Source organism: Bradyrhizobium sp. Ash2021 (genome assembly GCF_031202265.1).
In the GTDB taxonomy this organism is placed as follows: domain Bacteria; phylum Pseudomonadota; class Alphaproteobacteria; order Rhizobiales; family Xanthobacteraceae; genus Bradyrhizobium.
In genome coordinates, this window is record NZ_CP100604.1 from 1,083,953 (window position 1) to 1,110,231 (window position 26,279).

The window sequence follows — 26,279 nt, forward strand, 5'->3', positions numbered from 1 at the left end:
TTTGATGGCGATCGATCTCGGATGCCGGGGCGCGGTCGTCGGGCTGTCCTTGCTGATCGCAGGCGTGCTGCTGCGCGATCGCGGTCACAGCACAGCCGCGCGACTGAGCGCCGCACTGGTCGTCAGCGCCGCCGCTTCCGCGATCTGCTCGGCGCCCGTTGCGCCTAAGGGCGAGGATCGTCGAGCCCGAAACGCAGCGGGCGATGGCCGGCTCATCGGCACTCGCTTTCGCGGGCCCGACAAACTCGCCTGCGCCGAGGTCGCGGCCGACGTCCTCAATTGGCTGGATGAGTACATTCATAAGGCGCTTAGCCTCGGTGTCGTCCGCAAGGTTCGTTTCACGAAGATGGACTTGTTCAATCTCAATGCCTATTCGATTGACTGATCGGATTCGCGTTCCGTCTTCGGTAGCATAATATAAGTGGATTAGACCGAGCGCCGCCTAATGTTGGTTTGAATGCGACCCCGTGGCACATATAGAACATCTGGAGCAAGCCGAACTTGATCGGCGGGAGCCGCAGGAACGATGACATTCCCTGACTTCAATTGCTTGCAGCACCTCTCGCTTCGGTAGAGGCACATCGGAGCATCCGACCGGCAGCCTGCCACTACCGGTTTCCATGAGGACTGCCTGCCAGATTTAAAGGCGTGCTATGATGGCACATGAGCAAACGTAGGTCGCGACCCAATACAGGCAATCGCAAAGAGCAAAGGTCTAAGTTCAAATTTGAGGCCTTTTCCGTTAGCGAGGAAAATCACCCAAAGCTCAAAGCTGCGATGCGTGAGACAGCTCTCGCAGCGGTGGCCGACTTTCCAAAAACCCTCGAGTTGGTGAAAGACCAACTTCGACACCATGATCCAATCGGAATCATGGCCTCTTTTGCTGCATACAACCTGCTAACCTTCGTCGGGTCGCGCGACGGCTCGAAGAAGAAGCCCCTTAAGGACGTCCTGCAGCACCACGCCGAGCTGCTTCAGGCCATCAATCCCGCCGGACCGGTGGGGCCCGGCTCCGGTGCTGCCGGAGATCATGCAGATAGTCTTCGATAGCCTGCCCAAGCTATCAGACACGTTCTTTCTGCAACGAACGCTCGACGCCGAGAAGGTATCCGACGAGCAGGAACTTGCGGTGCTCTCGCTGCAAGAACGGATTCGTCTGCACACAATGGCCGTTCGGAATTGGGCGCACTTTGGCCGTGTCATCCAGATCTCGAAAGAGCTTTACGGGGCCCTGGATGCCCCCTTCGCTTCTCATCATGGGTTTAGCTGCACGGATTTGATTGAGGTGATGCATTGCGCTGTCAGCGAATATGAGCGACGGCAGACCGAACATTGGGAGAGATTTCGCAGGGTTTTGCGGGGAAATAATCCGCGGCAGATTTTCCGGCTCTATTTCAAGAACGTGCCTGGGTTGGTCGGCAACGCGGAAGACATGCTCGCCGCTATGCCTGGTATTGACCTTGATGGCGCAAAGGCCGCCGTAATGGCGCACTATGACCTCCGGCTCTCCGACTTCGGAACATTTACGCCGGACGAGATCGCCAAACTGTCGAGCCGTCCCTCACAGGTCGTAGAGAGCGCGTTTCGCGCCATATCATTGTCACCGGGGGCCCTTGCCGAAGCGAAGACCGAGCATCTGTTCCTTGGCAACCCTTTCTGGGAAGCGCCTGCAATAGACCTCGGTACTTCCTTTTTCCTACCGATGCCCCAGGCTGTCTTCAGCCACATCCACCGCATCATGGACCGGCTCGCAGGCGATGCCGGACTTAAGGAGGCGGTGGAGAAGACGCGCTCAAACTATCTTCAGAAAAAGCTGGAGACTACGTTGCGTGCGGCGTTTCCCGGCGCGGACGTCACGCCCGGCGCTAAATGGAAGATCGGCGACCAGATATTTGAGACGGACGTCCTGGTTGTCATCGATCGTACGGTGATTGCCGCCGAAGCAAAGGCGAACCGCCTGACGCCCGAAGGGCTGCGGGGGGCACCCGCGCGCGTGAAGCGGCATGTTCAGCAGATGGTTCTCGCTCCTTCCGTGCAGTCCGAGCGGCTGGCCAATTTGGTTGCCAAGGCGCAATCGGGGGATACGGATTCGATTTCCGTCGTGGCGGGTCTGGGGATCGATCCGGAGGCCGTCGACCGCGTTATCCGGCTTTCGGTGACGCTGGACGATCTTTCGGTTCTTAGCTCGGCGGAAGGGGAGTTCAAGAAAGTCGGCTGGGTGCCGAAAGATCATCAACTCGCGCCGACAGTGTTGATCGCTGATCTATTGTGTATCGTCGAGGTCCTCGACAAGCCGCTCTTGCTCCTGCACTACCTCAGCGAACGCGCGCATTTCCAGAAGGTTCATGACCTTTTGGGTGATGAGCTGGATTTCCTCGGGCTCTATCTTGAAAACGGCTTCAATTTTGTCCTTCCCGACAAAGACATGTTGTTCACGGTTGCCGGCATGTCGGGTCCGATCGATCGCTACTACGACGGATTGGATTTGGGAATCGCGATGCCAAAACCCAAACCAAACCTGAGCGTTTTTTTCACGCAGATCATTGACCGGTTGAACGAACGGCGGCCAGGCGGATGGACGACGGTTGGCCTTCATCTCCTCGGTGCAGCCAGTCCTTCCGAACAGCGCCGCATCGAGCGATCGCTCGATAAGCTGCGCGCCATGGTCCGGAAGAATTATCGTGAACCGGGCCATGTCAACTCGATGCAGATCCAGCCATCCCAGAAGCACAAGGCACGGGTGGGCTTTTACCTCTTTCCCGAACAACTGCGCGCCGAAATCAGGAGAACGATGGAGGGACTCAGCAACCAGGCGCTTGATGCAGACGGCGTTGAAGCGATCGTGCTGTTTGCGCGCAGCACAGAGAAGTGGGATCTGCCGTACGAGGCGGTCCTCTATATCAAAAAGCGCAAGCCGTTGCCCGCAAAGGCGGATACAGAATTTCGCAAGACAGGTGCTAGGCCGTGAACCCATAAATCTGCCGAGCGGTTAGCTTGCCTGAGTCTGCTATGCACCAATAGCGACCGAATTGCTGCGTTGCTGCGAAATGACACAATGGGCCACTACCGGACCTCCGGCGCGAGTGGCGACCAGCTGAGCTGCATCTTCGTCGATCGCCGTCCGACGCGCTGGCGCGAGGTCTCGCGCTGTTCGTCCTGGTTGGTAAGCCGATCCAGAGAAGCTGGCTCGCACCGGCCTTTCTGGACCGATTGGACCTGCAGATATTGGTCAATGCTTTTGCTCTTCGAGATTTGCGGCGGCTGCTCTGATAAACTCAAAGACATCAGGGGTGAGGGGGCTGCTCGCGGATCGCGGATACGATGCAGACTGGATCAGGGAGCTTGCCCGCCAGCAAGGAGCATGGGCGAACATTCCGCCGAAACGAAATCGCAAAGACCGGATCTGCTTCAGCTCGTATCTATATCGCGCGCGCAACCTGATCGAACGGTTCTTCAACAAGATTAAGCAATGTCGGCGCGTCGCGACCCGGCACGACAACTCGCGGCCAACTACCTAGCGTTCGTCAAACTCGCAGCAATTCGCATTTGGCTACGTGCTAATGAGGATTCAATTGTCGGAATTCTTAGTCTCTACACGCGCCAACAACTGTTTGGCGGGCCAGAAGCGGTCTCAAGTTACGCAATGCTGGAATAGTGCCGGTGATTTGCCCGACGTGTCAAAATGTTTTCGCGTGTAAAGCATCCATGCCAGCGATCCCTTGTTACTTTGCATGGGGTTGTTTGCGATATTTTGGTTGAGAGCAAGACCGCCTCGGCCTTGCGGCCGGCAAGCCTGGACAGCGCGCGGTCCCGCCTGCGCCCGTCGGGCTTCGGTTGAGTTCAGGGACCCTCTATTCCGCGGCCACCATCTGCTGGGTGCGCCATTGTCCGATCAGCGCGCGCAGCGATGCCGGCTTGACCGGCTTGTTGAGCACCGCGATCTTTTCCTCGCGCGCGGCGGCGTGGACATGCGGGCTGCGGTCGGCCGTGATCAGGATCGCCGGAATGGTGTCGCCGAAGCGGCGGCGGATGTCGCGGATCGCGGCGACGCCGTTGCCGCGGTCGAGATGGTAGTCGACCAACAGGCCGGTGACGCGCCGGCCGGCGGTTTCGATCGCCGCGATCGCGGCTTCGGGATCGGCGACCGCGATCACCTCGGCGTCCCAGGCGGTCATTAGCGTCTTCATGCCGTCGAGGATCGCCGCGTCGTTCTCGATGCACACGATCAGCGAGCCGCTCATCGGCGTCTTGGACAGCGGCGTCGCACTGGTGACGGCCGCCGTGTAGTTGACCGCCTTTGCTGTCGGCACCGTGACCGAGAACACCGAGCCGCCGCTGGCATTGGCGTCGAGCGCGATGCCGTGGTTGAGCACACGGGCGAGCCGTTCGACGATCGAGAGCCCGAGCCCCAGGCCGCGCGCGATCCGCGCACCCTGCTCGAGACGGTGGAACTCCTTGAAGATCTCGCCGCGCTTGAGGACGGGAATGCCGACGCCGGTGTCGTAGACGCCGACCTGCAGGGACTGGCCGCGGCGGCGGCAGCCGACCAGCACGCGCCCGCGCGGGGTGTATTTGATGGCGTTGGAGATGAAGTTCTGCAGCAGCCGCCGCAGCAGCAAACGATCGGATTCCACCGGCAGCGAGCAGGGCACGAAGCTCAGCTTCAGCCCCTTGGCCCGCGCAATCGGCGCGAATTCGATCTCGAGCGAGCGCATCAGATCGGCCATCTTGAAGCTCGTGATCGAGGTCGTCATGGCGCCGGCGTCGAGCCTGGAAATATCCAGCAGCGCGCCGAGGATTTCCTCGATCGCCTCCAGCGAGTCGTCGATGTTCTCGACCAGCCGCGAATCCTCGCCGCCGCTCTGGCGCTCGACCAGGCTCGTCACATAGAGCCGCGCGGCATTCAGCGGTTGCAGGATGTCGTGGCTGGCGGCGGCCAGAAACCGCGTCTTGGAGATATTGGCGTCCTCGGCGGTGCTCTTGGCGAGCGCCAGCTCGGAATTCAGGCGGGTGAGCTCCTCGGTGCGGTCGCGCACGCGCTTCTCCAGCGTCGCATTGGACCGCTCCAGCGCCTCGGCGGCCTCGAAGCTCGGCGTGACGTCGGAGAAGGTGATGACAAGCCCGCCGCCCGGCATCCGGTTGGAGCGGACCTCGATCACCATATGGCGGTCGGGAAGCCGCTCCAGATAGGGGTCGCCTTCGGTGGTGTAGGCAGCGAGCCGGCGCATCAAACTGTCGCTGTCGCCGAAGCCGGACGCGCTGACGGCGGCCATGAATTCGAGGATTTCCTGCAAGGGAATGCCGAGCTGCACCAGGTGTGGCGGCAGTGCCAGAATTTCACCGAACTGCCGGTTCGAGCAGATCAGCTGCAGATCGGCGTCGAACACCGCGATACCCTGGCGCACATGGTTCAGCGCGGTCTGCAGGATCTCGCGGTTGAAATGCAGCGCGGCGTGGGAATCGTCGAGCAGCTTGAGCGCGGCCTTGGCGGAGACGGTGCGCTTGCGCAGCAACAGCGACATCACCAGGCGCGAGGAGGCCGCCCCGATCGAGGACGCAATCAGGCGTTCGGCGTGCTGCAGCAGTTCGAAATCGGCGGGCGCCGCCGGGTCGAGGTTGCCGGGATGGGCGGCGGCAAAGGCCTCGAAGGCGTGGGCCGCGCGGTCGGGGCCGAGATATTGCGCCACCGTGCTTTGGATGTCCTGCACGGTCACGGTGGAGCGCCAGCGGCGGAACGTCGGCGCGATCGGCGTCAGCGTGTTCGGAACGAACAGGTCGGCCTGCAGCCGTTCGATCGACGACGGCAGGCGCGCCAGCGACAGCACGACATAGGCCAGGATATTGAGCGAGAGCGACCACAGCACGCCGTGCAGCAAGGGCGGCAGCTCGGCGCCGAACAGCGCCTGCGGACGCAGCGCCTCGATGCCGAACGGGCCGTGCTGCAGCAGCATCAGGCCGGCGGTAGAGGTTTCCAGAAAGCTCGGGATGAACAGCGAGTAGAGCCACACCGCGAACCCGACCAGCATGCCGGCCATGGCGCCCCGCGCGGTGCCACCACGCCAGAACAGGCCGCCGAAAAACGCCGGTGCGAGCTGCGCAACCGCAGCGAACGACAGCAGGCCGATCGCCACCAACTGGGTATTGCCGAGCGCGCGGTAGTAGAAATACGCCATCACCATGATGGCGAAGATCGCAAAGCGGCGCACCTTCAGCAGGAAGTTGCCAAAGTCCCTCTGCGCCGCATGGATCTCCCCGCTGCGCGGCAGCACCAGCGGAAGCACGATGTCGTTGGAGACCATGATCGACAGCGCGACGCATTCCACGATCACCATCGCGGTTCCCGCCGACAGCCCGCCGATGAAGACGCCGACGCTGAGCAATGGCGAATTCCCCTCGATCGGCAGCGCCAGAACGTACATGTCGCTGTCGACGGCGCCGAACGGGAAGATGATAAGGCCCGCGATCGCGATCGGAATCACGAACAAGTTGATGGCGACCAGATAGAGCGGGAACAGCCAGCGCGCCCGACTGACTTCGGCGCTGTTGGAATTCTCCACCACGCTGACATGGAATTGGCGCGGCAGCAGCATGATCGCGCAAAACGACAGCAGCGTCATGATCAGGAAATTGCCGATCGAGGGCACATAGTTGATCGCGCGCACCGCCTCGGGAGTCTTCATCGCGCGTTCGACCAGTTCATGCGGCGAGAACATCCAGAAGGTGACGAAGGCGCCGGCGGCGATGAACGCCACCAGCTTGACGATGGATTCGGTGGCGACCGCCAGCATCAGGCCGTGCTGGTGCTCGGTGGCGTCGGTCTGGCGGGTGCCGAACAGCACCGCGAACACGGCCATGGCGAGGGTCACGACCAGTGCGATGTCGCCGATGATCGGGATGGAGGAGAACGCCTGGTCCTCGCTCAGGATGGTCTCGAGCGAGGAGGCCATCGCCTTGAGCTGGAGCGCGATGTAGGGAACCGAGCCGATGATCGCGATCATCGCCACCGTTGCGGCCACCGCCTGGCTCTTGCCGTAGCGCGCGCCGATGAAGTCGGCGATCGAGGTGATGTTCTGCGATTTCGCGAGGTGGATGACGCGGCGCAGCAGCGGCGTGCACAGCCCGATCATCAGGATCGGGCCGACATAGATCGCAAGGAAGTCGACGCTGGTGCGGGTGGCGAAGCCGACCGAGCCGAAGAAGGTCCAGGAGGTGCAGTAGATCGCCAGCGACAGCGGGTAGATCAGGCCGCTGGCGCGGCCACGCTGGGTCGACGACAGCCGGTCGCCATGGCTGGCGATGAAGAACAGCAACCCGATATAGGCGAATGCGGCGGCGATGACGCCCCAGTCGTGCAGCACGCTGCGTGTCTCCCTGGCGCGCGACGGCTGCGCCGTCGCAAGACGGGAGTATAGCCGGATCAGACCGGCGGCGCATCGTGCGCGGCCGGCCCAGGATCCGATTTTCGGGCCCGGAGAGGCTTAAGGTTATTCGGCCGCCAGCGACTTTTGCTTGAGCGGCAGGCCGAGCCGTTCCCAGACCTGCAGCAGCGCCTCGGCGAGCCCGTCGATCAGGCCGTCATCGTGGTAGGGCGACGGCGTGATCCTTAAGCGCTCGGTGCCCTTGGCGACCGTCGGATAGTTGATCGGCTGGATGTAGATGCCGTGCTCCTCGAGCAGGATATCGGAGGCTCGCTTGCACTTTTCGGGGTCGCCGACGAACAGCGGCACGATATGGGTGTCGCTCGACATCACGGGCAGGCCGGCGGCGGTCAGGATCGCCTTGACGCGGGCGGCGCGGTCCTGGTGCCGCTCGCGCTCCCAGTTCGAGGTCTTCAGGTGGCGGATCGCGGCGGTTGCGGCCGAGCAGATCGCGGGCGGCAGCGCGGTGGTGAAGATGAAGCCCGGGGCATAGGAGCGGACGGCATCGATGATGTCGGCATTGCCGGCGATATAGCCGCCGAGGCAGCCGAACGCCTTTGCCAATGTGCCTTCCAGCACATCGATCCGGTGCATGACGCCGTCGCGCTCGGCAATGCCGCCGCCGCGCGGGCCGTACATGCCGACCGCATGGACCTCATCGACATAGGTCATCGCGCCATATTTCTCGGCGAGATCGCAGATCCTGGCGAGCGGGGCGACATCGCCGTCCATCGAATAAAGGCTCTCGCAGGCGATCAGCTTGGGCCGGTCCGGGCCCGCGGCGATCAACAGCTGTTCGAGATGCGCCATGTCGTTATGACGGAAGATCTGGCGGTCGCAGCCGGCCTGGCGGACGCCTTCGATCATCGAATTGTGGTTGAGCGCATCCGACAGGATCAGGCAGTTCGGAATCAGTTTGGCGAGGGTCGAAATGCCGGTCTGGTTCGAGACATAGCCCGAGGTGAACAGCAGCGAGGCTTCCTTGCCGTGGAGGTCGGCGAGTTCTGCTTCAAGCTGCACGAGGGGATGGTGGGTGCCGGCGATGTTACGGGTGCCGCCGGCGCCGGTGCCGACCCGGGTCGCGGTCTCGACCATGGCGCCGACCACCTTGGGGTGCTGGCCCATGCCGAGATAGTCGTTGGAGCACCAGATCACGACGTCGCGCTGGCCTTTCGGCGAGTGCCAGACCGCATGCGGGAACCGGCCGGCGATCCGCTCGAGATCGGCGAAAACGCGGTAGCGCCGCTCGTCATGCAGGCGGTTGAGGGCGGCACTGAAGAATTTGCTGTAATCCATCGCAAGACCCGGAGCGGAACTGGCCGGTGCGGCCATCCTTCTTGGAACTGTGCCTTTTTAGAGCTTTTCCAGCTTTGATGTCCATGCGGAATCCCACATTTGAGCGGGGCTCCGGGATCATACCTAGGTGTGACAAAAGTTGATCTTGATCAACACGCTAGCGGGTGATGCGTTCGCTTGAAGCGGCGCCGACCGCCGCTGCCGCTCCCGACCGCTGAAACATCAAATCGAAAGTGCCCGGCGTCGTGCGGATCGGGTCGAAAATTTCCCCTCGTGGGCCTTGATTCTTATCAATATGTTGATAACAATAAAGTTATGAACAGAATAGCATTGATCACCGGCGCGACGCGCAATCTCGGCTTCTCGCTCGCGGAGGGGCTGGCGCAGCGGCTCGAGCCCACCGACACCGTGTATTTGACCGGTCGCGACCCGGCCCGCGTCGCCGAATCCGTGCAGCGTCTCTCGAACGCCAGGGCGGAGGTGCGCGGCGAAGTCCTCGATGTCGCCAGGCCAGGGGCGGTCGAACGGTTCGCGGACCTGCTGGTCTCGCGCCATGGCGGCGTCGATATCGTCTTTTCCAATCATTACGCGCGGGTGCAGCCCGACGACGATCCGCGCGCCGTGATCGATTATTATGTCGAGGCCAACAATCTGGGCACCACGCATGTGCTGCGCAGCTTCGCTCCGCTGCTGCGCGACGGCGGGCGGCTGTTCGTGGTTGCAAGCCGGGCCGGCAGCCTGCGCGCGCTGGCGCCGGCGCTGCACCCGCGGTTCGAAAACCTGCAATCGCTCGACGACGTCGACCGCGCGGTCTGCAGCTGGCGCGACGCGGTGCGCTCCGGCCGCGCGCCGGGCCAGGCCTGGCCGGCCTGGATCAACATTCCGTCCAAGATCGGCCAGGTTGCGGCCGTGCGCGTGCTCGCGGGCCAGCGCCGCGCCGACGATTTGCGGCGCGGGATCCTGATCGCATCGATCTCGCCGGGTCTGATCGATACCGGAGCGTCGCGCGCCTGGCTCGACCTCACCGGCGCGCCGCAGCCGGACGAGGTTGCGGGCCCGCTTCTGGACCTCGCGCTCGACCCCTCGCCAGACGAATCCTTCTATGGCGAGCTGGTCCATGTCGGCCGGGAAGAACCGGGCCCGTTCGGCTCGGTGGTGCGCAGCGGGGCGATCGTGCCGTGGAAGTGAACCGCAAAGGCAAATTGCCAGGGCACAAATCTTCCGCGCGCAAAGCTGTCGACGGCAGGTCCTCGTCGCATCCGTCTTCCGAGCCGGAGCGCCTTGGCATGCTGGTCAAGCGCGCCGAGCAGGCGATGGTCCGGACCAAAAGCACGGCGTTGAAATCGGTCGGCCTGACCCCGTCGCAATACGTGGCGCTGTTCGAACTCGATCGGCAGCCGGGGATCACCGCGGCGACGCTGGCACGCGCCTGCCTGGTTACGCCGCAGGCCATGATGATTTTGCTCAAGACCATGGAGCAGCAGGGTCTGATCACGCGATCACCGCACCCGCGGCATCCCAGCGTGCTCGAACTGCACATGACCGAGGTCGGACGCGAGGCGCTCCACGCCGCGCATCAGCAGGTCGACCCGATCGAGCAACGGGTGTTCAGCGCCTTCTCGCCGAAAGATCAGGCCGTCTTTCGCGAGTTTCTGATGCGCTTCATCGAGGCGTTCGAGGCGGAGTGACCGCCTGGGAATGCGCGGATCCCGCTATTTCTTCTTGCCGGTACCGACGTTCGGCTGCCATCCCGCGGCCTTCTGGCTTGGCGCCGCGGCAATGGTCTTGATCTTATCTTTCTTGGGTTTCTTGGCTTCCCGATTGCTCTTTTGCTCGCCTTTGGCCATGGCGGTCTCCCCTTGGGTATGTTGATGACGCGGCGATCATCACGGCCGCAGCCTTTGAACACGGAAGTTCGCTCGCCGCGACATGAGGACTCGCATTTAAAGATCGTGCGCCCATTTTCACCGAATTGGAAGCAGGCTCAATCGAGCCAGCCATTGACGCGGGCAAGGATGCCGGTCGGCAGCGACAGACCAGGCTGCGCGGCGTCGAGGCGCGGATCGTCGCCGCGCCGGGCGGCCAGAACCTGCCTCGAATAGGCCGCGCGGATGATGCGGAGCTCGTCCTGCCGATCCATCCGTCCCTTTCCCGTCCCGCGCGACGATGCTAGCATTACAGTTGCTTTTTTGATTTGAAGTGGGCGCGTTGAGCGGCAGCCTGGTGAGCTCTGCGCCAAAAAGACCATGCGATGATGTGTGCGGGTTGAATCCGCTTTCGCGCAAGTCTGATGGCAATGCGGCGGATTTCCTGGATTGACCAACGGATCAGTGGTGGGGTGGTTATGCTTTGGCTTTTGCCGGGGGGCGCCGTTTCGTTTTTTTGGGCGGTGGCGGATTGGCGCGATGTCGGATCGCGGCCATCATGGCGAAGGCGAGCATCACCAAGGACACATGACGGTGCCAGCCATGCCAGGATCTGCTCTCGTTGTGATCGAGCCCGAACTCGTTTTTCGCGGTTTCAAAGCCGTCCTCGATCGCCCATCGATGGCCTTCGACCGCGACCAGCGTTTCAAGGGCTGTTCCCGCTGGGCACCAGGTGGTGAAGAAGGCGAGGTCATCATCGGCGATGCGACGACGGATCAGTAGACCGCGTGTCCACAAACCGTCATTTGCACTGTTGAACTGCTCGGCCTCGAGATCGGCCAATTCGAGATAACACCAATCGTGCAGCCGCGGTCCTTTGGTTCCGGCTCCCGCCGACAGGCGCTTCCAGTCGGATGAGTGCCGCGTCCGGGCGAGGTCTGCAGCCGTACCGGCGACCGGCGGTCGCTTGCCCCAGGATCGAAACACATGAGCGCTGCTGACCCCAAGCACGTAGCCTTTGCCTGCCCGACGTAGCTGCTGTTCGATGTTGCCAACACCGTAGACGGTATCGCCGGCAACCCACCTGAATGGTACAGACGCGGCTATCGCGCGTGCGATCATTCTCGTCGCAAGCCTTGGTTTGGTCGCAAAGCCGACATCGGCAGGCACATATGCGGCTTCCAGACGATCCGGATCGTCGGTCCATTCCTTCGGGAGATACAACGCGCGATCGATGAACGCATGGCCATGACGCGAAACGTAGGCAGCGAAGACGCCGATCTGGCAGTTCGTGATCTTCCCTGCCGAACCAGTGTATTGCCGCGCCACTCCGCATGACGCTTTGCCCTGTTTGAGAAAACCGGTCTCGTCGATCACCAGCACCGCATCGTCATCCGCCAAATGCTCGATGACGTAGTCGCGCACGATATCGCGCAGGGCATCGGCGTCCCAGTCTCCACGACCCAGAATCGCCTGCTGCCGCCATGGGCCGGGATCGCCAGCCGCCTCCGCGCGCATCCAACCGGTCTTGCGCTGCTCATCTCCGAGCAGACCTTCCAGGAATAGACCTGCATTCGTCGCAACACGCTCTTGCGTGAACAACGGACGTATCCGTTGCTTGATCTCTCGAAGCGACGCCGCCCACAACGCAAGCGTCTCCTCAACCGACGCGGCCCGCGCCCACGACATTCGAATCATGGTTGCCCATGGATTCAGAAGCCCGCAAAAAAAGCAACTGTAATGCTAGGGTGGTGTGTGATTAAACACACCAGAAGTGTGTGAAATAGCATAATCCAGGGAGGCGGCCAAATGAAAAGACGGCTTTATCCGGCGGTGCTGGAGCGCGGCCCGAAGGGGACGTTCGGGGCGTGGTTTCCCGATTTTCCGGACTGCGTCGCCGGCGGGACATCGCAGGAGAAAGCCATCGAAAGGGCGGAGAACGCGCTGGCGCAAGCGGTCGATGCGCTGTTCGAGCAGGACCGGCCGCTTCCCGAGCCGACGCCGATCGCACGGATCATGCTTCCCAAGGGCTGCGACTTCCTCGCTTATTTCATTGTCGGAGTGGACCCGCCGGATCCGTCGGAGCGGGTCAATGTCTATTTGCCGAAGAGCCTGATCGGCCGGGTCGACCGGCGTGCGGCCGAACTCGGCATGAGCCGCTCCAGCTTCTTCGGCCTCGCCGCCAGTACTGCGTTGGTCCACCTCCCCGGTTTCCGAGAAGGTTTGCCGGAGGCCCGCTCGAAGGTGCACAAGACAGGCCGGCTGCGAACCGGGAAATCGCCGGCCAGGAAGCCGGCGCGGTAAGTCGCACGGAACGTCCCGGGATCTCGGCGCGCACCCGATCGACTCGGCGAACTCATGGCGTTGCGCAAGCGTCGAGCGCGGTGAAATCCGGGCTACGATTCCAATTCCTTGATCGCACGACCTGCCGCGATCACGGCATTTTCTTCCGAGCTGCTGTCTTCCGCCGTCACAAATCCCAGGATCGCGCCCCGCGTGATCGTAGCTGGAGCAACGACCGGCGTGATGTTGGCGCGCCACTGCCCGGGTTTCCGCTGAAACGTGACGATTCGGTAGTCGGACGCTTTGGCCATTGGTGTGCTTTCGCGTCTTGTTCGTTCGTCCGCGAGAAAGCGGAGCCGTCGTGCTTGCCGCCGTCTTCAACAACCGCGGCAGATATTGTTCAGCTTGGCAGTGGTTCGGGCGTCTTCCGCAAGGAAGGGGTCGTTGTATTCAGGGCGCGAGCCCGCTTTTTCAACCGCTGCCGGCTTTTCTACTTTCGGAGGAGAGGCCGCGTCATAGCAGGCGAGCCGTGCGCTCGTGCTTTCAATAGCACTGCATTTCGGGCCTGCGGCCAGAGCACTTTGCGCGAATACGAAGAGCGCCAATATGGAGAGAGCAGTTTTCATCGAATTTCCTTATGAGGGCGGCACCGCCCGGCGCAGCCACGATCAAACAGCCACATGCCACCACGCAACGCAGGCGCGCCCGCCATTACAGCCGACCGCCCGAAAGGGCGCAGATACTGACGTTAGCCGCGCGCTATTTCTTTTTGCCGGAACCGAAGGTCGGCTGCCATCCCGCGGTCTTCTGGCTTGGCGCCGCGGCGATGGTCTTGATCTTCTCTTTCTTGGGTTTCTTGGTTTCCCGATTGCCCTTTTGCTCGCCTTTGGCCATGTCGATCTCCCTTGGGTATGTGGTTGGCTTTGTTGATGACGCCGTAATCGAATGCAGAACTTCACATCGACGAATAGCGCGCCGCACTTTTCAGCGCGCCGTCGATCTCGTCGGCCAATTCGGCCTCGCCGATCTCATGAAGCGATGAGGCCATTGTCGACGCCTGGACCGCGCTCATCGAAAGCGGTTCGCTGGTCTCATAGCTGAATTTGATGCGCCAAATTCCGCCGGGGTTGCGGTGCGGCTCGATCAGCAACGCTGGAAGGTTGGGCAGTCCGTTCGCAAAAAGCAGTGCCGACAGCGTCACCATGGCGGCAGCAAAAGGCCGGCGCGATTTAAGGCTCGAACAGGCACGTTCGTCTGGCGCGGCATGGAGACTCGCATGCCCGACCGTGCGCCCTTTGCGGCCGAATAGCTATGGATTTGTTGGGGTTCGCCTCGATCCTTGGCTTCTTCTGCGTCGCCGGCTGGCCTACAATTCGAATGTATGTGCCAGTCCGCGCTTCGCGGGTGGTGTGGGGAACTCACGCATGGGCGGTCTTCGGGACTGGTTGCGCCGGCACAATTTCGAGCAATATGCGGATGCATTCGAGGCGAACGACATCGACCTCGATATCCTGCCCGAACTGAGTGAGCGCGATCTCGAACAGCTTGGCCTATCGCTGGGCAACCGCCGCAGGCTGTTGAAGGCGATCGCCGGACGTGGCGATGAGGCCGCCCCACCGAAGCCCTCCCACCACGAAGGTTCGGGGCCGGGCGACGCTGAGCGGCGTCAGGTGACGGTCTTGTTCGCCGACATGGTGGGATCCACAGCGCTGTCAGGTAAGGTCGATCCCGAGCTGCTCGGGAGTTTGATCCGGCGTTATCAGGATGCGGCCGCCGGCGCGATCGGGAGATACGGAGGCTACGTCGCCAAGTTCATGGGCGATGGCGTTCTGGCCTATTTCGGTTTTCCCCGTGCCTTCGAGGATGCGGCGGAACGCGCCGTTCACGCCGCCATCGGCATCCTGGCGGAAGCCGGCAGCATCGAATTGCCAGACAATACGCGGGTGCAGGTCCGAATCGGCATCGCCACCGGCCTCGTCGTGGTCGGCGAAATCATCGGGATCGGCACGGCGCAAGAGCGCACCATTGTCGGCGAAACCCCCAACCTTGCCGCACGGCTGCAGGCGCTTGCCGGGCCTGACACCATTATCCTCAGTGAGGCGACCCAGAATCTGCTGGGTGGGCTGTTTGAGCTCGAGAGCACGGGAGAACACGAATTGAAAGGGTTCGCCCGCCCGGTGCCGGCCTGGCGCGTGCGATGTGCAGCGTCGGTCGAAAGCCGTTTTGCCGCGATTCGCACCGGTCGGAATCTGCCACTGATCGGCCGCGCCCATGAAATGGGGTTAATGCTCGAACGCTGGCAGCTGGCGCGGCAAGGTGAAGGCCAGATTGTCACGGTAATCGGCGAAGCGGGCATCGGAAAATCGCGCGCGATCGAGGCACTGCATGAAGCGCTTGCCAGCGAGCCCTATGCACGCATCAATTTGCAATGCTCACCCTATCACAGCGATAGCGCGCTTTATCCGGTGATCCAGTACCTCAATCGCGCTGCTCGCATCACCGCAACAGATACGCCGAATGCAAGGATCGAGAAACTTGGCGCCCTGTTTGCGCAGCGGACGGCTACCGATACGGCAGGGCTTTCGTTGTTGGCCGATCTCATGTCGCTCCCGCTTGCAGCGCAGGGAGCGCCGGCGCAGACGCCAGCTCAACGCAAGGCGTCGACACTGGCCTTCATCGTCGACGAGTTTCTTCGTATGGGCGAGAGCCATCCGGTGATCGTCGTGCTGGAGGACGCCCATTGGATCGACGCCACCACGCTTGAAATGATGATGCGTCTGACCGACAGTCTCGGCAAGACGCGAGCGCTTGCGCTGGTAACCGCGCGTCCGGATTTCACACCGCCCTGGCTGGCGCGGCCGCATGCGACGCTGTTGACCCTCGGTCGTTTGGGACGCGGGGAATGCACGCAATTGGTCGCCGGTGTCGCCGCTGCGCACGGCTTGTCCGTGGAAACGGTCGCTGCGATCGTCGCTAAAACTGACGGCATCCCACTGTTCGTCGAGGAGTTGACGAAGAGCGTCATGGAATCGGCGAGTGGAGACAGCGCGGTGCCGACGACGCTCAAGGATTCGCTGATGGCCCGTCTCGACCGCCTCGGCGAAGCGCGCGAAGTGGCTCAGATCGCCGCCGTCATCGGCCGGCAATTCACCTTTTCACTGCTCGATGCGGTTGCCCCCAGCAGTGCCGGCGAACTTGAGGCCACGCTGGTGAAGCTGGTTGCAGCGGGAATTGTCTTTCCCGAGGAGCGCAGTCTGGAACGGAGCTTTAGTTTCAAGCATGCGCTGGTGCGGGACGCCGCTTATGAGAGTTTGCTTTTGGCGCGTCGGCGCGAATGGCACGAACGCATCGCCAAAGCGCTTGAGGAGCAGTTCGCCGGCATTGCCGCCAGCGAACCGGACTTGCTGGCGCATCATTTCGGCGAGGCCGGCCTGTTGGTGCCCGCCTGCGACTATCGCATGCGGGCCGGCGATCAGGCCGTGAGCCGTTCGGCTTATCCGGAAGCGATCGCACATTTCTCGGCGGGTCTCAGACGCGCCGAAGCATTGCCGACCCAAGATGGGATGCGCCGACAATTGGATTTTCTGCTCAAGCTCGGCTCCGCCTTGGTCGTCGTTCGCGGCCTGCAGAGTGTCGATGTGGAGGATGCCTACACAAGGGCCAGCGAAATCGGCGAGAAATTGGGTGAAGGCGCCAAGTTATTCCAGGCCAAATGGGGCCTGTGGATCAATGCCAATCTCAGGCGCAAGACCGCGCTGGCGCGCGACCGGGCAAGCGAACTCGTCACGCTGGCGCAACGCTCCGGCAACGACGAACTGTTACTCGAGGCGCACCATTGCCAGTGGTCGACGGCCTTTTTCCAGGGCGACGTCATGGGCGGAATTGACGGTTGCCGGAACGGTATCGAGCGCTATGACATGACGCGCCATCGTCACCTTGGTCATCAATTCGGCGGTCACGATCCCGGCGTTTGCGCGCATTCGCAGTGCGGCAACTCATTGCAGCTGGCGGGCGAGGGCCAACAGGCCAGGCAAAACCTCGCACAGGCGGTCGCCCTCGCCGAAATGCTCGACCATCCCAACAGCCTCGCTCATGGGCTCCACAATAGCGGCATCGGCCACCAGCTTGGGGCCGATCGCGATGCCACATTTGCGGCAGCTCATCGCGCGGCAGGGCTGGCGGAAAAATTCGGCCTGTTGCCGTGGCGCGCGGGCAGCCTGGTGCTGGCCGGTTGGGCTACCGCGATTGGCTCGGGCGTCGCCGACTCCGCGCGGCTGATCGATGCCGAGATCGACAATGCAACAAGGGTGGGTCCGCTTCCACAATATTATCTTGGCCTGGCCGCCGAAGTGCTGCTGGCCGCCGGCCGACCGGCGGATGGCCTCGCTCATCTCGATCGCGCCATCGCCGGGATAGAGGAGCCGGGCATTGGCTTCTATTTGCCGGAGATCTATCGCTTGCGCGGCGCGTGTCTGCTAGCGCTTGATCGCGGCAATGCGGACGAGGCGCGCTTGGCCTTTGCGGCCGCCCTCGACATTGCCCGGCGTCAAGGCGCCGTCATCTTCCATCGTCGCGCCAAAGCGTCCCTTTCCGAGATCACCCACGTTGGGAACCGGGGATAAGATAAGGACGCGCTCGTAAGGCGTCACGTCGTCCGGAAGCGCAGCACGCCGTCGGTCACTTCCGAGGTCAGGCGTCCCTCGACCAGCATGTAATTGACGTGGGCGATCAGTTCGCCGGCGGCAAAGCCCATCTGGTGCACGTCCAGCACGTGCTTGTGGAACACGACCGGCACCAGTTCCTTCGAGGTCTGCGGGATTTCCCGGCAGGCATCGGCGATCAGCCGGCAGCGGTCCTCGTGGTGATCGGCCAGCTGCTTGATGCGGGTTTTCAAGCCGTAGAACGGCACGCCATGGCCGGGCAGCACCAACAAATCATAGGGCAGGGTGGTGGTGAGGCTCGCCAGCGAAGCCAAATATTCACCCAGCGAATTCTGGTCGGGCTCGACCGCCCAGACGCTGACATTGGGCGAGATCTTGCTCAGGACCTGATCGGCCGACAGGAACAATTTGTCGGCCGCGCAATAAAGCATCACCTGGTCGAGCGCATGGCCGCCGCCGGTGATGACCTTGAAGCGCCGCGTCCCGATCGAGATTTCGTCGCCATGCGAGATGCGGCGATAGGCCGGCGGCAGCACCGACACCCGTTTCAGATAATCCTGGCCGCGGCCGAGCAGTTTGTCGGTCAGGTTCTCGTCCATGCCGTGGCGCCGGAAGAACAGCCGCTGCGCCAGCTTGCGTTCTTCGGTGCCGCGGTTCTGGTGATAGACCGACTGCAGGTACTCGACCTGCGACATATAAAGCGGGCAGTCGAAGCGCTCGACGATCCAGCCCGCAAGACCGACATGGTCGGGATGCGAATGGGTCACGATCAGGCGGGAGACATTCACGGCCTTAAGCGGGCCGTCGAACAGCGTGGTCCAGGCCGCGATCGTTTCCTCATTGCCGAATCCGGAATCCACCATCGCCCAGCCGTCGCCATCGGCCAGCAGATAGATGTTCACGTGATTGAGCCGGAACGGCAGCTTCAGCCGTACCCACAACACGCCCGGCATTACCTCGACGACCTGATCGTGGCCGGGGTGGTTTTCCCAGGGGTATCGCAGTGCCTCAGCCGAGGAATGGACGCTGTCTGTTTTCGAATGCATGGTATCGACTTAGCCGCTCAATGAGGGCGGCGCTAGCCGAATTTCGGCTGCGACCCCTGCAAAGAACTGAGAACTACCCGCCCCAAGTCAAGCTCTCTCGGGTGGTGCGACGATCTCCGCCGGCATGTCCTCGGGCGGTTCTATCAATCTGTTGCCGAACGAGATCATCGGCAGTTCGATGAGCTGCCAGGTCGCATAAGAGAGGACACACGTGACAGCGAGCATCGCAAATCGCCAAGGCTCGCACAGCCACGCGGGCAAATTGCCGAGCTTGGCGCTGAACCAGGGACCATAATACAGGAGGAGGCCGTGCAGTAGATAGATAGAAAACGAAGCGTTACCGACCATCACCAGCCAACGCAGCGACCAGTGCTCCCACGGAAGGCGCAGATTGATCATCCCGAGCAGGACCAGTGCGAGACAGATAGCGGTGGCGAACGGAAATATGCGTGACGGGACGAACCAGAGGTAGCCCAGCGCGAATACGCCCGCCGCAAGCGCGAGGCCCGCTGTTGACGAAGCAAGGCGAATTCGCCTGCTGAAAAGGAATACGAGGACGCCGCCCAGAAAATCGCCCTGCCTGATCGATACCAGATGAAATGACCACGGATCGTGATAAACAAATCCGGCCCAAGCAAGTCCAGCCAGAACGACCGCAAGACCGGCAATGCCGGCGAACGGAACGATAATTGCCACCAAAGCGTAGAAGACGAGCTCACGCTCCAAGGTCCAACTGACCTGATAGGCCGACGGCCCATGCTGCGGCAGCAGCGTCATTGAGTAGAGGTAGCGCCCCAAGTCGATTGTATCCGGGAACCTGTCCTCCAGGATCAAGACCGCAACGATAGCCATCGCCACCCAGTACATGGGGTAGAGGCGAAACAGGCGTTTGATCGCGAAAGCCGTGGGGGCAAAATCCGGCTTTGAAGCGACGAGGCAGATGACGAAGCCGCTGATCGCGAAAAAGAAATCAACGCCGAGAAAGCCCCAAGCCTTCAGAAAGGGGATTGGATGCTGCGCATCCTCTGGAAAGCCGCGCAGCGCCACATAGGAGTGGAAATAGGCAACGCTGAGCGCGGCGATGGCGCGCGCCGCCTGTAGCCCCTCAAGTTTTCCACCGCCTGCTTCGCTCCTCATGTCGAGCGGCTTTTAACCTGCGCCCGACAATGGAGCAAGCCGTTCAGGCCGCCCGGATATTCTCCAGGAACGCGTCGATCTCCGCACGCAGCACCTCGGCTTCGCGGCGCAGCGCGCCGGAGGCGTTCAGCACCTCGCTGGCGGCGGTTCCGGCTTCCGTCGAGGCGCTGCTGACACCGACGATGTTGCTGGAAACCTCGCTGGTGCCGCCGGCGGCATGCTGGATGTTGCGCGCGATCTCGCGCGTCGCCGCACCCTGCTCCTCGACCGCGGCTGCGATCGCGGTGGTGACGTCGTTGATCTCGCTGATCGTGCTGCTGATGTTCCTGATGGCGCCGACCGCCGAATTCGTCACCGTCTGCATGCTGACGATCTGCTGGCGGATTTCGTCGGTCGCCTTCGCGGTCTGGTTGGCGAGGCTCTTCACTTCGGAAGCGACCACGGCGAATCCGCGGCCGGCGTCGCCGGCACGCGCGGCTTCGATGGTGGCGTTGAGCGCCAGCAAATTGGTTTGTGAGGCGATGGTCTGGATCAGGTCGACCACCACGCTGATGCGGGCGGCGTTATCGGCAAGGCCCTGCATGGTGGCATCGGTGGCGCCGGCTTCTTCCACGGCCTTGCGGGCGATTTCCGCCGAGGTGACGACCTGACGGCCGATCTCGGAGATCGAGGAGGAGAGCTGTTCGGTGCCCGACGACACGGTTTGCACGTTGACGGAGGTTTCCTCGGCGGCCGACGCCACCGCGCTGACCAGCGCGCTGGACTGATCGGCGGTCGCGGACATGCTTTGCGCGGTCGTCTGCATCGAGCCGGCCGCGGTCTGCAAACTGTCCAGCGCGTTGCGGACGGTCGATTCGAATTCGACGATCCGGGCCTCCATGCGCGAGGTGCGTTCGGCCTTGGCGGTGCGGTCCTTGTCCTGATCGGCCGTGAGCGCGCGGGCCTCGATCATGCTCTCGCGAAACACCTGCAGCGAGTTGGCCATCGACGCGATCTCGTCGCGCTGATGGCTGTGATAGATTTCCGATTCGAGGTCGCCGCCGGACAACAGCTGCATCGAGCGTTGCAGGCTGCGGATCCGCCGCAGGATATTGCGGCCGACATAGAGCCAGACGAACAGGATCGATCCGACCAGCGTCAGCGTGCCGAGCGCGAGCATCACCTTGGTGGCGAAAGCAATCTGCTGGCGCGCCTGCCAGGTCGACGCGTCGGTTTCCTTCTGCACGCCGTCGACCAGCTGCTGGACGCTGATGCCGAGGCCGACATTGAGCTTGCGGGTTTCTTCCAGGATGGTCTCGCCGTAATCGGCGGCGTCGAGTTCCTGCTGGCGGATCTTGAAGACGCGGGTCTTGCCCTCGCCCAGCGCCAGCAATTTCAGCGCCGCCTCCTTGAGCGCCTTGGTGCCGGCATTCTTCGGCAGCTGTTCGAGGTTCGCTTTGACGCGCGCCTGGGTCTGCTTGAATTCCTTCTCGATGGCCTCGAGCGCGTCGCTGTTATTGGCCGTCAGCGCCGCCGTCATGTCGGAGGCCATCAAATTGGTGCTGGCGATCACATTGCCGAGCTGCTCGACCGTGCGCGCGGCCTCGGTTGCGTCGTCGGTCGAAAGATTGGCCGATCCCAGGATCGCGTTGATCTGGCTCTCGGCGTCCATCATCGCCGGGCTCGAGGCGGCGACGAAGTCGGTCTGCGCCTTGCGCAGCGCGTTATATTGCTGCTCGTGCAAGGCCGCGACGTCGAGCCGCTCGCGTGCAGCCGAGCCCAGGCTCTTGATCATGTCATCGATGTTCTTCACGGTCTCGGTGAGAGCCGCAACGACGGTCTTGTCGGCCCCCAGTTCGACGATCTCGCCGAGCTTTTGCAGCGCGAGCGTCTGGGTCTCCTTCATCTTCCTGGAGCGTTCGGACAGCGACTCTTCGCTGCGCGCGGCGAGCACCGCCGGTCCCTGGCTGGCAAGGCTGGCGCTCTGCGCCGACAATTGCAGGCTGGCGGCGAGACGGGGAATGTCGCGCCCGCTCAGATCGACCATGGCGCCGCCGAGCTGTCCAAACACGAAGCCGGCGCCGACGCTGATCACGATCGCCATGCTAGCGATGACCGCGAAGGCGGCAAACAGGCTGCCCCTGACCCCCATCTGCGGAAAGCGGGAGCCTTTGAGTTTTGGTTTGCCGATTCTGAACTGTAACGCCATTTGCCGATGCCCCGTGCGCACTACCCTTGGATGAATCCTCGGGCGGCAGTATCGCGGTACCGGGTTAATAAACTCGGGAAAACGGGACGGATTTACGCGATTTTCAAGCGGAGTTCTTTCGATTTGGTCGGGGTTTTTCCGCGAGTCGGAATCAAGCCGCGATGCGGCTGCAGGACGTCGTTCGCGCCACGACCCCAAACGCAAAAGGCCGGCGTGAAAGCCGGCCTTCTGCAAGTTATGGTAGTAGCCGGTCAGTAGCGCGCGACGACCGGGCCGCCGAAGTTGAAGCGATAATTGACGCCGAGCTTCAGCGTGTGCTCGTCATTGTGGAAGCTGCCGAACGGCACCAGCACAGCGGGCATCACGAAGCGGGTGTCGCCGAAATTATAGTACTGATACTCGCCCTTGGCCGACCAGTTCTGGGTGATCATGTATTCCACGCCCGCGCCGACGGTGTAGCCGTTGCGATGGTCGGTATCGAGCGCGAAAGCGACCGGCGCGCCTGCAAGCGTCAGGGTGTCGCGGTTATCGGAATAGGCGTAGCCGCCTTTGACGTAGACGAGACCCGGGCCCCAGGTATAGCCGACACGGGCGGTGATCGAAGCCAGCGCGCGCTGGTCGCTGGTGAAGGCGAGGCCGGCGGGGAAGAACGCGTTGAGATTGTTGCGGCTGAGCCAGGAGTACTGTCCCTCGGCGCCGACGACCCAGTTCGGCGCGAACTGCCAGTCGGCGCCGGTCTGCACGCCGCCCATCAGGCGGGCGCTGTAGTCGCTGAGCACGAGGCCATTGAAAGTATTGCTGCCGCTGAACGCGCCGCCGACGTGACCGCCGATATAGAAGCCGGTCCAGTTGTAGAGCGGCGCGGCATAGGCCGGCGGTTTGTTGTAGTACGGGCGCGCGCCGAGATCGGCGCCGAGCGCCGGCGCGCCGAGGGCTGCGAGCGCCACAGTGGCAAGCAGGAATTTCTTCATGGTCTGGTCTCCGGCAAAATCGTTCGGAGACGCCGCGTGCCGGCGCCATCCGTGGCGCGCAGATAGCCAGCATTTGAATAAAATGCTGTCACTGGCCGGTCACGCCGAATGAGAACCCAACCTGTTGGCAAACAAACGTTTTCTGTACTTAACGAAGGCCTAATCAAAGCTGAAGGAAGGCTTAATTTTCGGAAGCCCCGCGGGCTTCTTGTAGCCCATCCCTTAGCCAAGACGACGCCGTACGTCGCTGCGCATCTGTTCGCGGAACGCCTGCCGGCGCGCCGGCCGCTCCTTCTCGGGCACGTCGTGGCGGTCGAACACGTTGAACATCTCGAGGATCGGGTAGCGATCGCTGGCCATCGCCAGGATGCGAAGCAGCTGGACAACGGGGCCGCTCGGGCCGGTGACTTCCCATTTGCGGATCGTGGTGGCGCCGTCGGCGGCCGGCAACCCGCACAGTTTTGCCATGTCGGCAACAGCCAGCGGCCGGCCGACGGCCTCACCGAGATCTTCGCGAAGTTTTTTTAGTTCGGCCCCGGTCACTGGTTCTCCGTTTTGACGCGGCATCTGTGCCGTGCGTCACATATCAGGCGTTGGTTGCAGTCTATACGGCGCGTATTCGTTCCCTTCAGGAGGCGAGCATGCGCCGGTTAATCGAAAGTCTTACCCCCGTCGAGTGCGATCTCTACTGGAGATGGGTCGGCGGCATGTTCGCGTTTTATGTTGTGCTGATGGTCGGCGCCGCAGGCGTGTTCATGAACCACGAATCATCGCGGAATCTGGCGCATGAAGGTGCCGCGACTGTGGCAATGGACAGGAAGCATCCCGCCCTCGAGCAGGCTTCGATCCCGATACGGCAAGCGGCGCGATATGAATGAAGCTGGCCGGCGCCGGCCTTCCGGCCGCGCGCCTTCAGGCGCCGATCGCATTGCGCGCGACGACGTCGCGATAGAACGACGCGCTCAATTTGGGCAGGCGCGCCTGGGTGTCGAAATCCACGTGATACAGCCCGAAGCGCTGTTCGAACCCGAATATCCATTCGAAATTGTCCATCAGGCTCCACAGGAAATAGCCGCGGACCGGCACGCCTTCGGCGGTCGCGCGCTGCAATTGCGTCAGGTAGTTGCGCAGGAACATGACGCGGTCAAGGTCGTAGACCTGGCCGTCGGCGGCCGGTTTATCCTCCGAGGAGGTTCCGTTCTCGCTGATGTAGATCGTGTCGAGGTTCCAGATATTCGCGGCAATCCGCGGCGCCCAATAGATCACCTCCGGGCCGATGCGGAGCCATTCGGACTTCATGTGCGGAAACGAGACGGGGAAGGGCAGCACGGTCCAGCCCGGCTTTTTGTCGGAGGCCGCGATGTAGAATTGCGGCGCGTAGATGTTGAGGCCGACGAAATCGTTCGGTGAGGCAATGATCTTGAGCTCATCGGCGGTGAATTTGGGGGCGGCCGCACCGGAATATTCCAGAAATCCCTCGGTGTATTGGCCCTCGAGGATCACGCTCAGAATGCCTGCGTTCAACTCCCGCGTCGCCATCTCGGTGGCGCGAACATTTTCCGGCGTATCGATCGCGGGCACGCAGGCCGCGATGTTTTCGGCGAAACCCACCTTGGTGCCGGCGCGCCCGTGCGCACGGATCGCCTGCACCGCAAGGCCGTGCCCCAGCACGACGTGGTGGCGGGCCTGGTTCAGTTCTGCCACCGGCAGTTTGAGGCCGGGGGCGTCGATACCCCAGCCATAGCCGAAGTTCAGGAAACGGCCGGCCTCGTTGATCGTGAAGATGTTCTTCACGCGGTCGGTCAGGCGCTGCGCCACATAGCCGGCATAATCCGCAAACGCCTTGGAGGTGTCGCTGGATTGCCAGCCGCCGACGCGATCCTGCAGCGCCTGCGGCAGGTCCCAGTGATACAGCGTCGCATAGGGCTCGATCCCGTTGTTCAGCAGCTCATCCAGCAGGCGGTCATAGAAGTCGAGGCCCTTTGGATTCGGCGCGCCAGTGCCTTCCGGAAAGACCCGCGGCCACGCGATCGAAAACCGGTAGGCCTTGACGCCGAGTTGCTTGATCAGGCCGACGTCTTGCCTGTAGCGATGATAGTGATCGTTGGCGCGGTCGGCGTTGCTGCCGTCCGCGATCTTGCCCGGCGTATGGCTGAATGTGTCCCAGATCGAACGGCCGCGGCCGTCTTCGTCGACAGCGCCCTCGATTTGATATGACGAGGTGGCGGTGCCCCATATAAAGTCTTTCGGGAAGCCGGCAGCAGGCCGGCGGTCGGATACCGGCCTGGCGTCGCTGTCCGCAGACCTGGCCGATGTCGCCATGCCGAGTGCGGAAAGGCCGGCAAGCCTGGCAAATTGCCGGCGCGAGAACTTACCGAACATCCTTTTCTCCCGTCGGAACGGCGTCGATCTGATAGACGGAGATCCGGTCGATCTCGAAGGCGACCGTCGCGGGCGATTGGCCATCGACGAATCCCACGCCGCCGAAATCCTTCGAACCCATCGCCAGATTCACGATCATGTACATCGGATCGTTGAAGCCGATCGGCACTTTGATATCCGAGACCGGCTTGCGGTCGATGTAATAGATGATGCGATCCTGCATCCATAGCACGCCATAGTCGTGAAATTCGGTCGCAGCGTCCGGCAAGGCAAAGTCGAACCCGCAGGATTCGATGCGGCCGGTCGGAATCCGCCAATGCGTCGTCATCACGAGGTCGCCGGGCCGCTGCCCGCGTCCTTCCATGACGTCGACTTCGGGCGGCCAGCCGCCGTCATCGGCGAGCAGCCAGAACGCGGGCCAGACGCCGATCCCGACCGGTATCTTGGAGCGGAGTTCGAAGTAGCCGTATTTCTGCGAAAACGTGCCCTGGGTCGTCAGGATGCCCGAGATGTACTCGTTGTTGAACAGGACCGGCTTGAGCTCGGCCGGTGTCCGCCTTGCGACGATCGAAAGAACGCCGTTCCTGACCTTGAACGGGTCCAGCCCGAGCGGCGTGGTCGATCGTCCGCCGTAACGGGGATCAACATAAATCTGCTGTTCGCCGTTGGCGCTGGTCTTGCGTTTGAAATCGGAGCCGTCGCCGCCCCAGTAGCGCGCTTCCGGCCAGGCGGCGCCGCCGGCGTAGTGGGGTACCCATCTTCCGGTCGACAGCGGATGGGTGTCGAAGCCATCGTGGAAGGTCCGATGCAACGGCAGAAAAGCTGACGATGCCGGATCCAGCGTTTCGATGCGACGGCACATGATGCTGGAAGGATCGGTCGTCACCTGCAGGGTGAGCCCGGCCGGCGCCGCCACAAGATCGGCTTGTGCAAATGCCGGGGCGGCAAGCAAGACACCGGCGATCAATACCAGGACTTGCGGCGTCACGTCTGAGGATCCTTTCGTGCGCGCGGTGGCAGGTCATCTGACAT

Annotated in this window: 24 protein-coding genes and 1 pseudogene; 9 read left to right on the forward strand and 16 right to left on the reverse strand. The window is 62.5% G+C overall.

Annotation, left to right across the window (positions count from 1 at the left end):
* Positions 1-4: 4 nt before the first annotated feature.
* The 4 genes and pseudogenes from NL528_RS05075 to NL528_RS05090 all read left to right on the forward strand — a co-directional run.
* Positions 5-385 carry a hypothetical protein gene (locus NL528_RS05075; RefSeq protein ID WP_309181627.1) on the forward strand — a complete coding sequence of 127 codons (381 nt, stop codon included), beginning with the start codon at positions 5-7 and terminating at the stop codon, positions 383-385.
* 278 nt (positions 386-663) lie between these two features.
* Entirely contained in the window at positions 664-1,050 is a 387-nt protein-coding gene (locus NL528_RS05080; protein WP_309181628.1) for a hypothetical protein, read from the forward strand.
* The gene (locus NL528_RS05085) at positions 1,031-2,968 is read left to right on the forward strand and encodes a hypothetical protein (RefSeq protein WP_309181629.1); all 1,938 of its coding nucleotides are present in this window, start codon (positions 1,031-1,033) and stop codon (positions 2,966-2,968) included. The genes NL528_RS05080 and NL528_RS05085 overlap by 20 nt, the downstream gene beginning before the upstream one ends.
* A gap of 316 nt (positions 2,969-3,284) precedes the next feature.
* A pseudogene (locus NL528_RS05090) lies at positions 3,285-3,571 on the forward strand (transposase); the annotation flags it as partial.
* A gap of 280 nt (positions 3,572-3,851) precedes the next feature.
* On the opposite strand, the gene NL528_RS05095 reads toward NL528_RS05090, so the two are convergent.
* Together NL528_RS05095 and hemA are read right to left on the reverse strand one after the other, a co-directional pair.
* A complete protein-coding gene (locus tag NL528_RS05095; protein ID WP_309181630.1) occupies positions 3,852-7,358 on the reverse strand; it encodes a hybrid sensor histidine kinase/response regulator in 3,507 nt (1,168 codons plus the stop codon).
* A gap of 126 nt (positions 7,359-7,484) precedes the next feature.
* Positions 7,485-8,714, reverse strand: a complete 1,230-nt coding sequence (gene hemA, locus NL528_RS05100) for a 5-aminolevulinate synthase (RefSeq protein ID WP_309181631.1) — start codon at positions 8,712-8,714, stop codon at positions 7,485-7,487.
* Between the two features lie 330 nt (positions 8,715-9,044).
* Between hemA and NL528_RS05105 the strand changes: the two genes are divergently transcribed.
* Together NL528_RS05105 and NL528_RS05110 are read left to right on the forward strand one after the other, a co-directional pair.
* On the forward strand, positions 9,045-9,902 hold the full coding sequence (locus tag NL528_RS05105) for an SDR family NAD(P)-dependent oxidoreductase (RefSeq protein WP_309181632.1): 858 nt from the start codon (positions 9,045-9,047) through the stop codon (positions 9,900-9,902).
* 98 nt (positions 9,903-10,000) lie between these two features.
* Positions 10,001-10,402, forward strand: a complete 402-nt coding sequence (locus NL528_RS05110; RefSeq protein WP_309181633.1) for a MarR family transcriptional regulator — start codon at positions 10,001-10,003, stop codon at positions 10,400-10,402.
* A gap of 24 nt (positions 10,403-10,426) precedes the next feature.
* Here NL528_RS05110 and NL528_RS05115 read toward each other — a convergent pair whose 3' ends face one another.
* The 3 genes from NL528_RS05115 to NL528_RS05125 form a co-directional block, all read right to left on the reverse strand.
* On the reverse strand, positions 10,427-10,561 hold the full coding sequence (locus NL528_RS05115) for a hypothetical protein (RefSeq protein ID WP_309181634.1): 135 nt from the start codon (positions 10,559-10,561) through the stop codon (positions 10,427-10,429).
* A 137-nt stretch (positions 10,562-10,698) separates the two neighbouring features.
* Entirely contained in the window at positions 10,699-10,854 is a 156-nt protein-coding gene (locus NL528_RS05120; RefSeq protein ID WP_309181635.1) for a hypothetical protein, read from the reverse strand.
* A gap of 202 nt (positions 10,855-11,056) precedes the next feature.
* On the reverse strand, positions 11,057-12,277 hold the full coding sequence (locus NL528_RS05125) for an IS701 family transposase (RefSeq protein ID WP_309176641.1): 1,221 nt from the start codon (positions 12,275-12,277) through the stop codon (positions 11,057-11,059).
* A 111-nt stretch (positions 12,278-12,388) separates the two neighbouring features.
* On the opposite strand from NL528_RS05125, the gene NL528_RS05130 reads away from it, so the two are divergent.
* Entirely contained in the window at positions 12,389-12,883 is a 495-nt protein-coding gene (locus NL528_RS05130) for a type II toxin-antitoxin system HicB family antitoxin (RefSeq protein WP_309181636.1), read from the forward strand.
* Between the two features lie 92 nt (positions 12,884-12,975).
* On the opposite strand, the gene NL528_RS05135 is transcribed toward NL528_RS05130, so the two are convergent.
* The 4 genes from NL528_RS05135 to NL528_RS05150 form a co-directional block, all read right to left on the reverse strand.
* Complete coding sequence (locus NL528_RS05135; protein WP_309181637.1) at positions 12,976-13,173, reverse strand: hypothetical protein; 198 nt, start codon at positions 13,171-13,173, stop codon at positions 12,976-12,978.
* 66 nt (positions 13,174-13,239) lie between these two features.
* Positions 13,240-13,488: a hypothetical protein gene (locus NL528_RS05140; protein WP_309181638.1), complete on the reverse strand. Its 249-nt coding sequence runs from the start codon at positions 13,486-13,488 to the stop codon at positions 13,240-13,242.
* Between the two features lie 133 nt (positions 13,489-13,621).
* A complete protein-coding gene (locus tag NL528_RS05145; protein ID WP_309181639.1) occupies positions 13,622-13,756 on the reverse strand; it encodes a hypothetical protein in 135 nt (44 codons plus the stop codon).
* Positions 13,757-13,817: 61 nt separating this feature from the next.
* Positions 13,818-14,066 carry a hypothetical protein gene (locus NL528_RS05150; protein ID WP_309181640.1) on the reverse strand — a complete coding sequence of 83 codons (249 nt, stop codon included), beginning with the start codon at positions 14,064-14,066 and terminating at the stop codon, positions 13,818-13,820.
* 220 nt (positions 14,067-14,286) lie between these two features.
* Here NL528_RS05150 and NL528_RS05155 point away from each other — a divergent pair, with 220 nt between their 5' ends.
* Positions 14,287-17,484 (forward strand): adenylate/guanylate cyclase domain-containing protein, encoded by a 3,198-nt coding sequence (locus tag NL528_RS05155; RefSeq protein ID WP_309181641.1) that lies wholly within the window; start codon positions 14,287-14,289, stop codon positions 17,482-17,484.
* 23 nt (positions 17,485-17,507) lie between these two features.
* Here NL528_RS05155 and NL528_RS05160 read toward each other — a convergent pair whose 3' ends face one another.
* The 5 genes from NL528_RS05160 to NL528_RS05180 form a co-directional block, all read right to left on the reverse strand.
* Positions 17,508-18,569 carry an MBL fold metallo-hydrolase gene (locus NL528_RS05160; RefSeq protein ID WP_309181642.1) on the reverse strand — a complete coding sequence of 354 codons (1,062 nt, stop codon included), beginning with the start codon at positions 18,567-18,569 and terminating at the stop codon, positions 17,508-17,510.
* 87 nt (positions 18,570-18,656) lie between these two features.
* Positions 18,657-19,706, reverse strand: coding sequence for an acyltransferase (locus NL528_RS05165; RefSeq protein WP_309181643.1), 1,050 nt, complete (start codon positions 19,704-19,706; stop codon positions 18,657-18,659).
* A 43-nt stretch (positions 19,707-19,749) separates the two neighbouring features.
* A complete protein-coding gene (locus tag NL528_RS05170; protein ID WP_309181644.1) occupies positions 19,750-21,894 on the reverse strand; it encodes a HAMP domain-containing methyl-accepting chemotaxis protein in 2,145 nt (714 codons plus the stop codon).
* A gap of 251 nt (positions 21,895-22,145) precedes the next feature.
* Entirely contained in the window at positions 22,146-22,865 is a 720-nt protein-coding gene (locus NL528_RS05175; RefSeq protein WP_309181645.1) for an outer membrane beta-barrel protein, read from the reverse strand.
* 222 nt (positions 22,866-23,087) lie between these two features.
* Entirely contained in the window at positions 23,088-23,408 is a 321-nt protein-coding gene (locus NL528_RS05180; RefSeq protein ID WP_309181646.1) for a hypothetical protein, read from the reverse strand.
* Between the two features lie 98 nt (positions 23,409-23,506).
* Here NL528_RS05180 and NL528_RS05185 point away from each other — a divergent pair, with 98 nt between their 5' ends.
* Positions 23,507-23,743: a hypothetical protein gene (locus NL528_RS05185; protein ID WP_309181647.1), complete on the forward strand. Its 237-nt coding sequence runs from the start codon at positions 23,507-23,509 to the stop codon at positions 23,741-23,743.
* Positions 23,744-23,777: 34 nt separating this feature from the next.
* On the opposite strand, the gene NL528_RS05190 is transcribed toward NL528_RS05185, so the two are convergent.
* Both NL528_RS05190 and NL528_RS05195 read right to left on the reverse strand, forming a co-directional pair.
* Entirely contained in the window at positions 23,778-25,247 is a 1,470-nt protein-coding gene (locus NL528_RS05190; protein WP_309181648.1) for a GH1 family beta-glucosidase, read from the reverse strand.
* Positions 25,237-26,235 (reverse strand): glycoside hydrolase family 16 protein, encoded by a 999-nt coding sequence (locus NL528_RS05195; RefSeq protein ID WP_309181649.1) that lies wholly within the window; start codon positions 26,233-26,235, stop codon positions 25,237-25,239. Before NL528_RS05195 ends, NL528_RS05190 begins: the two co-directional genes overlap by 11 nt.
* Positions 26,236-26,279 lie beyond the last annotated feature (44 nt).

What these genes read in the sequence shown, in the direction of transcription:
- NL528_RS05140 (WP_309181638.1), bottom strand. Translation starts at nt 13,488, where the DNA reads ATGAAAACTGCTCTCTCCATATTGGCGCTCTTCGTATTCGCGCAAAGT.
- NL528_RS05110 (WP_309181633.1), top strand. Translation starts at nt 10,001, where the DNA reads ATGCTGGTCAAGCGCGCCGAGCAGGCGATGGTCCGGACCAAAAGCACG.
- NL528_RS05080 (WP_309181628.1), top strand. Translation starts at nt 664, where the DNA reads ATGAGCAAACGTAGGTCGCGACCCAATACAGGCAATCGCAAAGAGCAA.
- hemA (WP_309181631.1), bottom strand. Translation starts at nt 8,714, where the DNA reads ATGGATTACAGCAAATTCTTCAGTGCCGCCCTCAACCGCCTGCATGAC.
- NL528_RS05115 (WP_309181634.1), bottom strand. Translation starts at nt 10,561, where the DNA reads ATGGCCAAAGGCGAGCAAAAGAGCAATCGGGAAGCCAAGAAACCCAAG.
- NL528_RS05150 (WP_309181640.1), bottom strand. Translation starts at nt 14,066, where the DNA reads ATGGTGACGCTGTCGGCACTGCTTTTTGCGAACGGACTGCCCAACCTT.
- NL528_RS05135 (WP_309181637.1), bottom strand. Translation starts at nt 13,173, where the DNA reads ATGGCCAAAGCGTCCGACTACCGAATCGTCACGTTTCAGCGGAAACCC.
- NL528_RS05085 (WP_309181629.1), top strand. Translation starts at nt 1,031, where the DNA reads ATGCAGATAGTCTTCGATAGCCTGCCCAAGCTATCAGACACGTTCTTT.
- NL528_RS05165 (WP_309181643.1), bottom strand. Translation starts at nt 19,706, where the DNA reads ATGAGGAGCGAAGCAGGCGGTGGAAAACTTGAGGGGCTACAGGCGGCG.
- NL528_RS05145 (WP_309181639.1), bottom strand. Translation starts at nt 13,756, where the DNA reads ATGGCCAAAGGCGAGCAAAAGGGCAATCGGGAAACCAAGAAACCCAAG.
- NL528_RS05175 (WP_309181645.1), bottom strand. Translation starts at nt 22,865, where the DNA reads ATGAAGAAATTCCTGCTTGCCACTGTGGCGCTCGCAGCCCTCGGCGCG.
- NL528_RS05075 (WP_309181627.1), top strand. Translation starts at nt 5, where the DNA reads ATGGCGATCGATCTCGGATGCCGGGGCGCGGTCGTCGGGCTGTCCTTG.
- NL528_RS05185 (WP_309181647.1), top strand. Translation starts at nt 23,507, where the DNA reads ATGCGCCGGTTAATCGAAAGTCTTACCCCCGTCGAGTGCGATCTCTAC.
- NL528_RS05190 (WP_309181648.1), bottom strand. Translation starts at nt 25,247, where the DNA reads ATGTTCGGTAAGTTCTCGCGCCGGCAATTTGCCAGGCTTGCCGGCCTT.
- NL528_RS05120 (WP_309181635.1), bottom strand. Translation starts at nt 10,854, where the DNA reads ATGGATCGGCAGGACGAGCTCCGCATCATCCGCGCGGCCTATTCGAGG.
- NL528_RS05170 (WP_309181644.1), bottom strand. Translation starts at nt 21,894, where the DNA reads ATGGCGTTACAGTTCAGAATCGGCAAACCAAAACTCAAAGGCTCCCGC.
- NL528_RS05155 (WP_309181641.1), top strand. Translation starts at nt 14,287, where the DNA reads ATGGGCGGTCTTCGGGACTGGTTGCGCCGGCACAATTTCGAGCAATAT.
- NL528_RS05130 (WP_309181636.1), top strand. Translation starts at nt 12,389, where the DNA reads ATGAAAAGACGGCTTTATCCGGCGGTGCTGGAGCGCGGCCCGAAGGGG.
- NL528_RS05125 (WP_309176641.1), bottom strand. Translation starts at nt 12,277, where the DNA reads ATGATTCGAATGTCGTGGGCGCGGGCCGCGTCGGTTGAGGAGACGCTT.
- NL528_RS05160 (WP_309181642.1), bottom strand. Translation starts at nt 18,569, where the DNA reads ATGCATTCGAAAACAGACAGCGTCCATTCCTCGGCTGAGGCACTGCGA.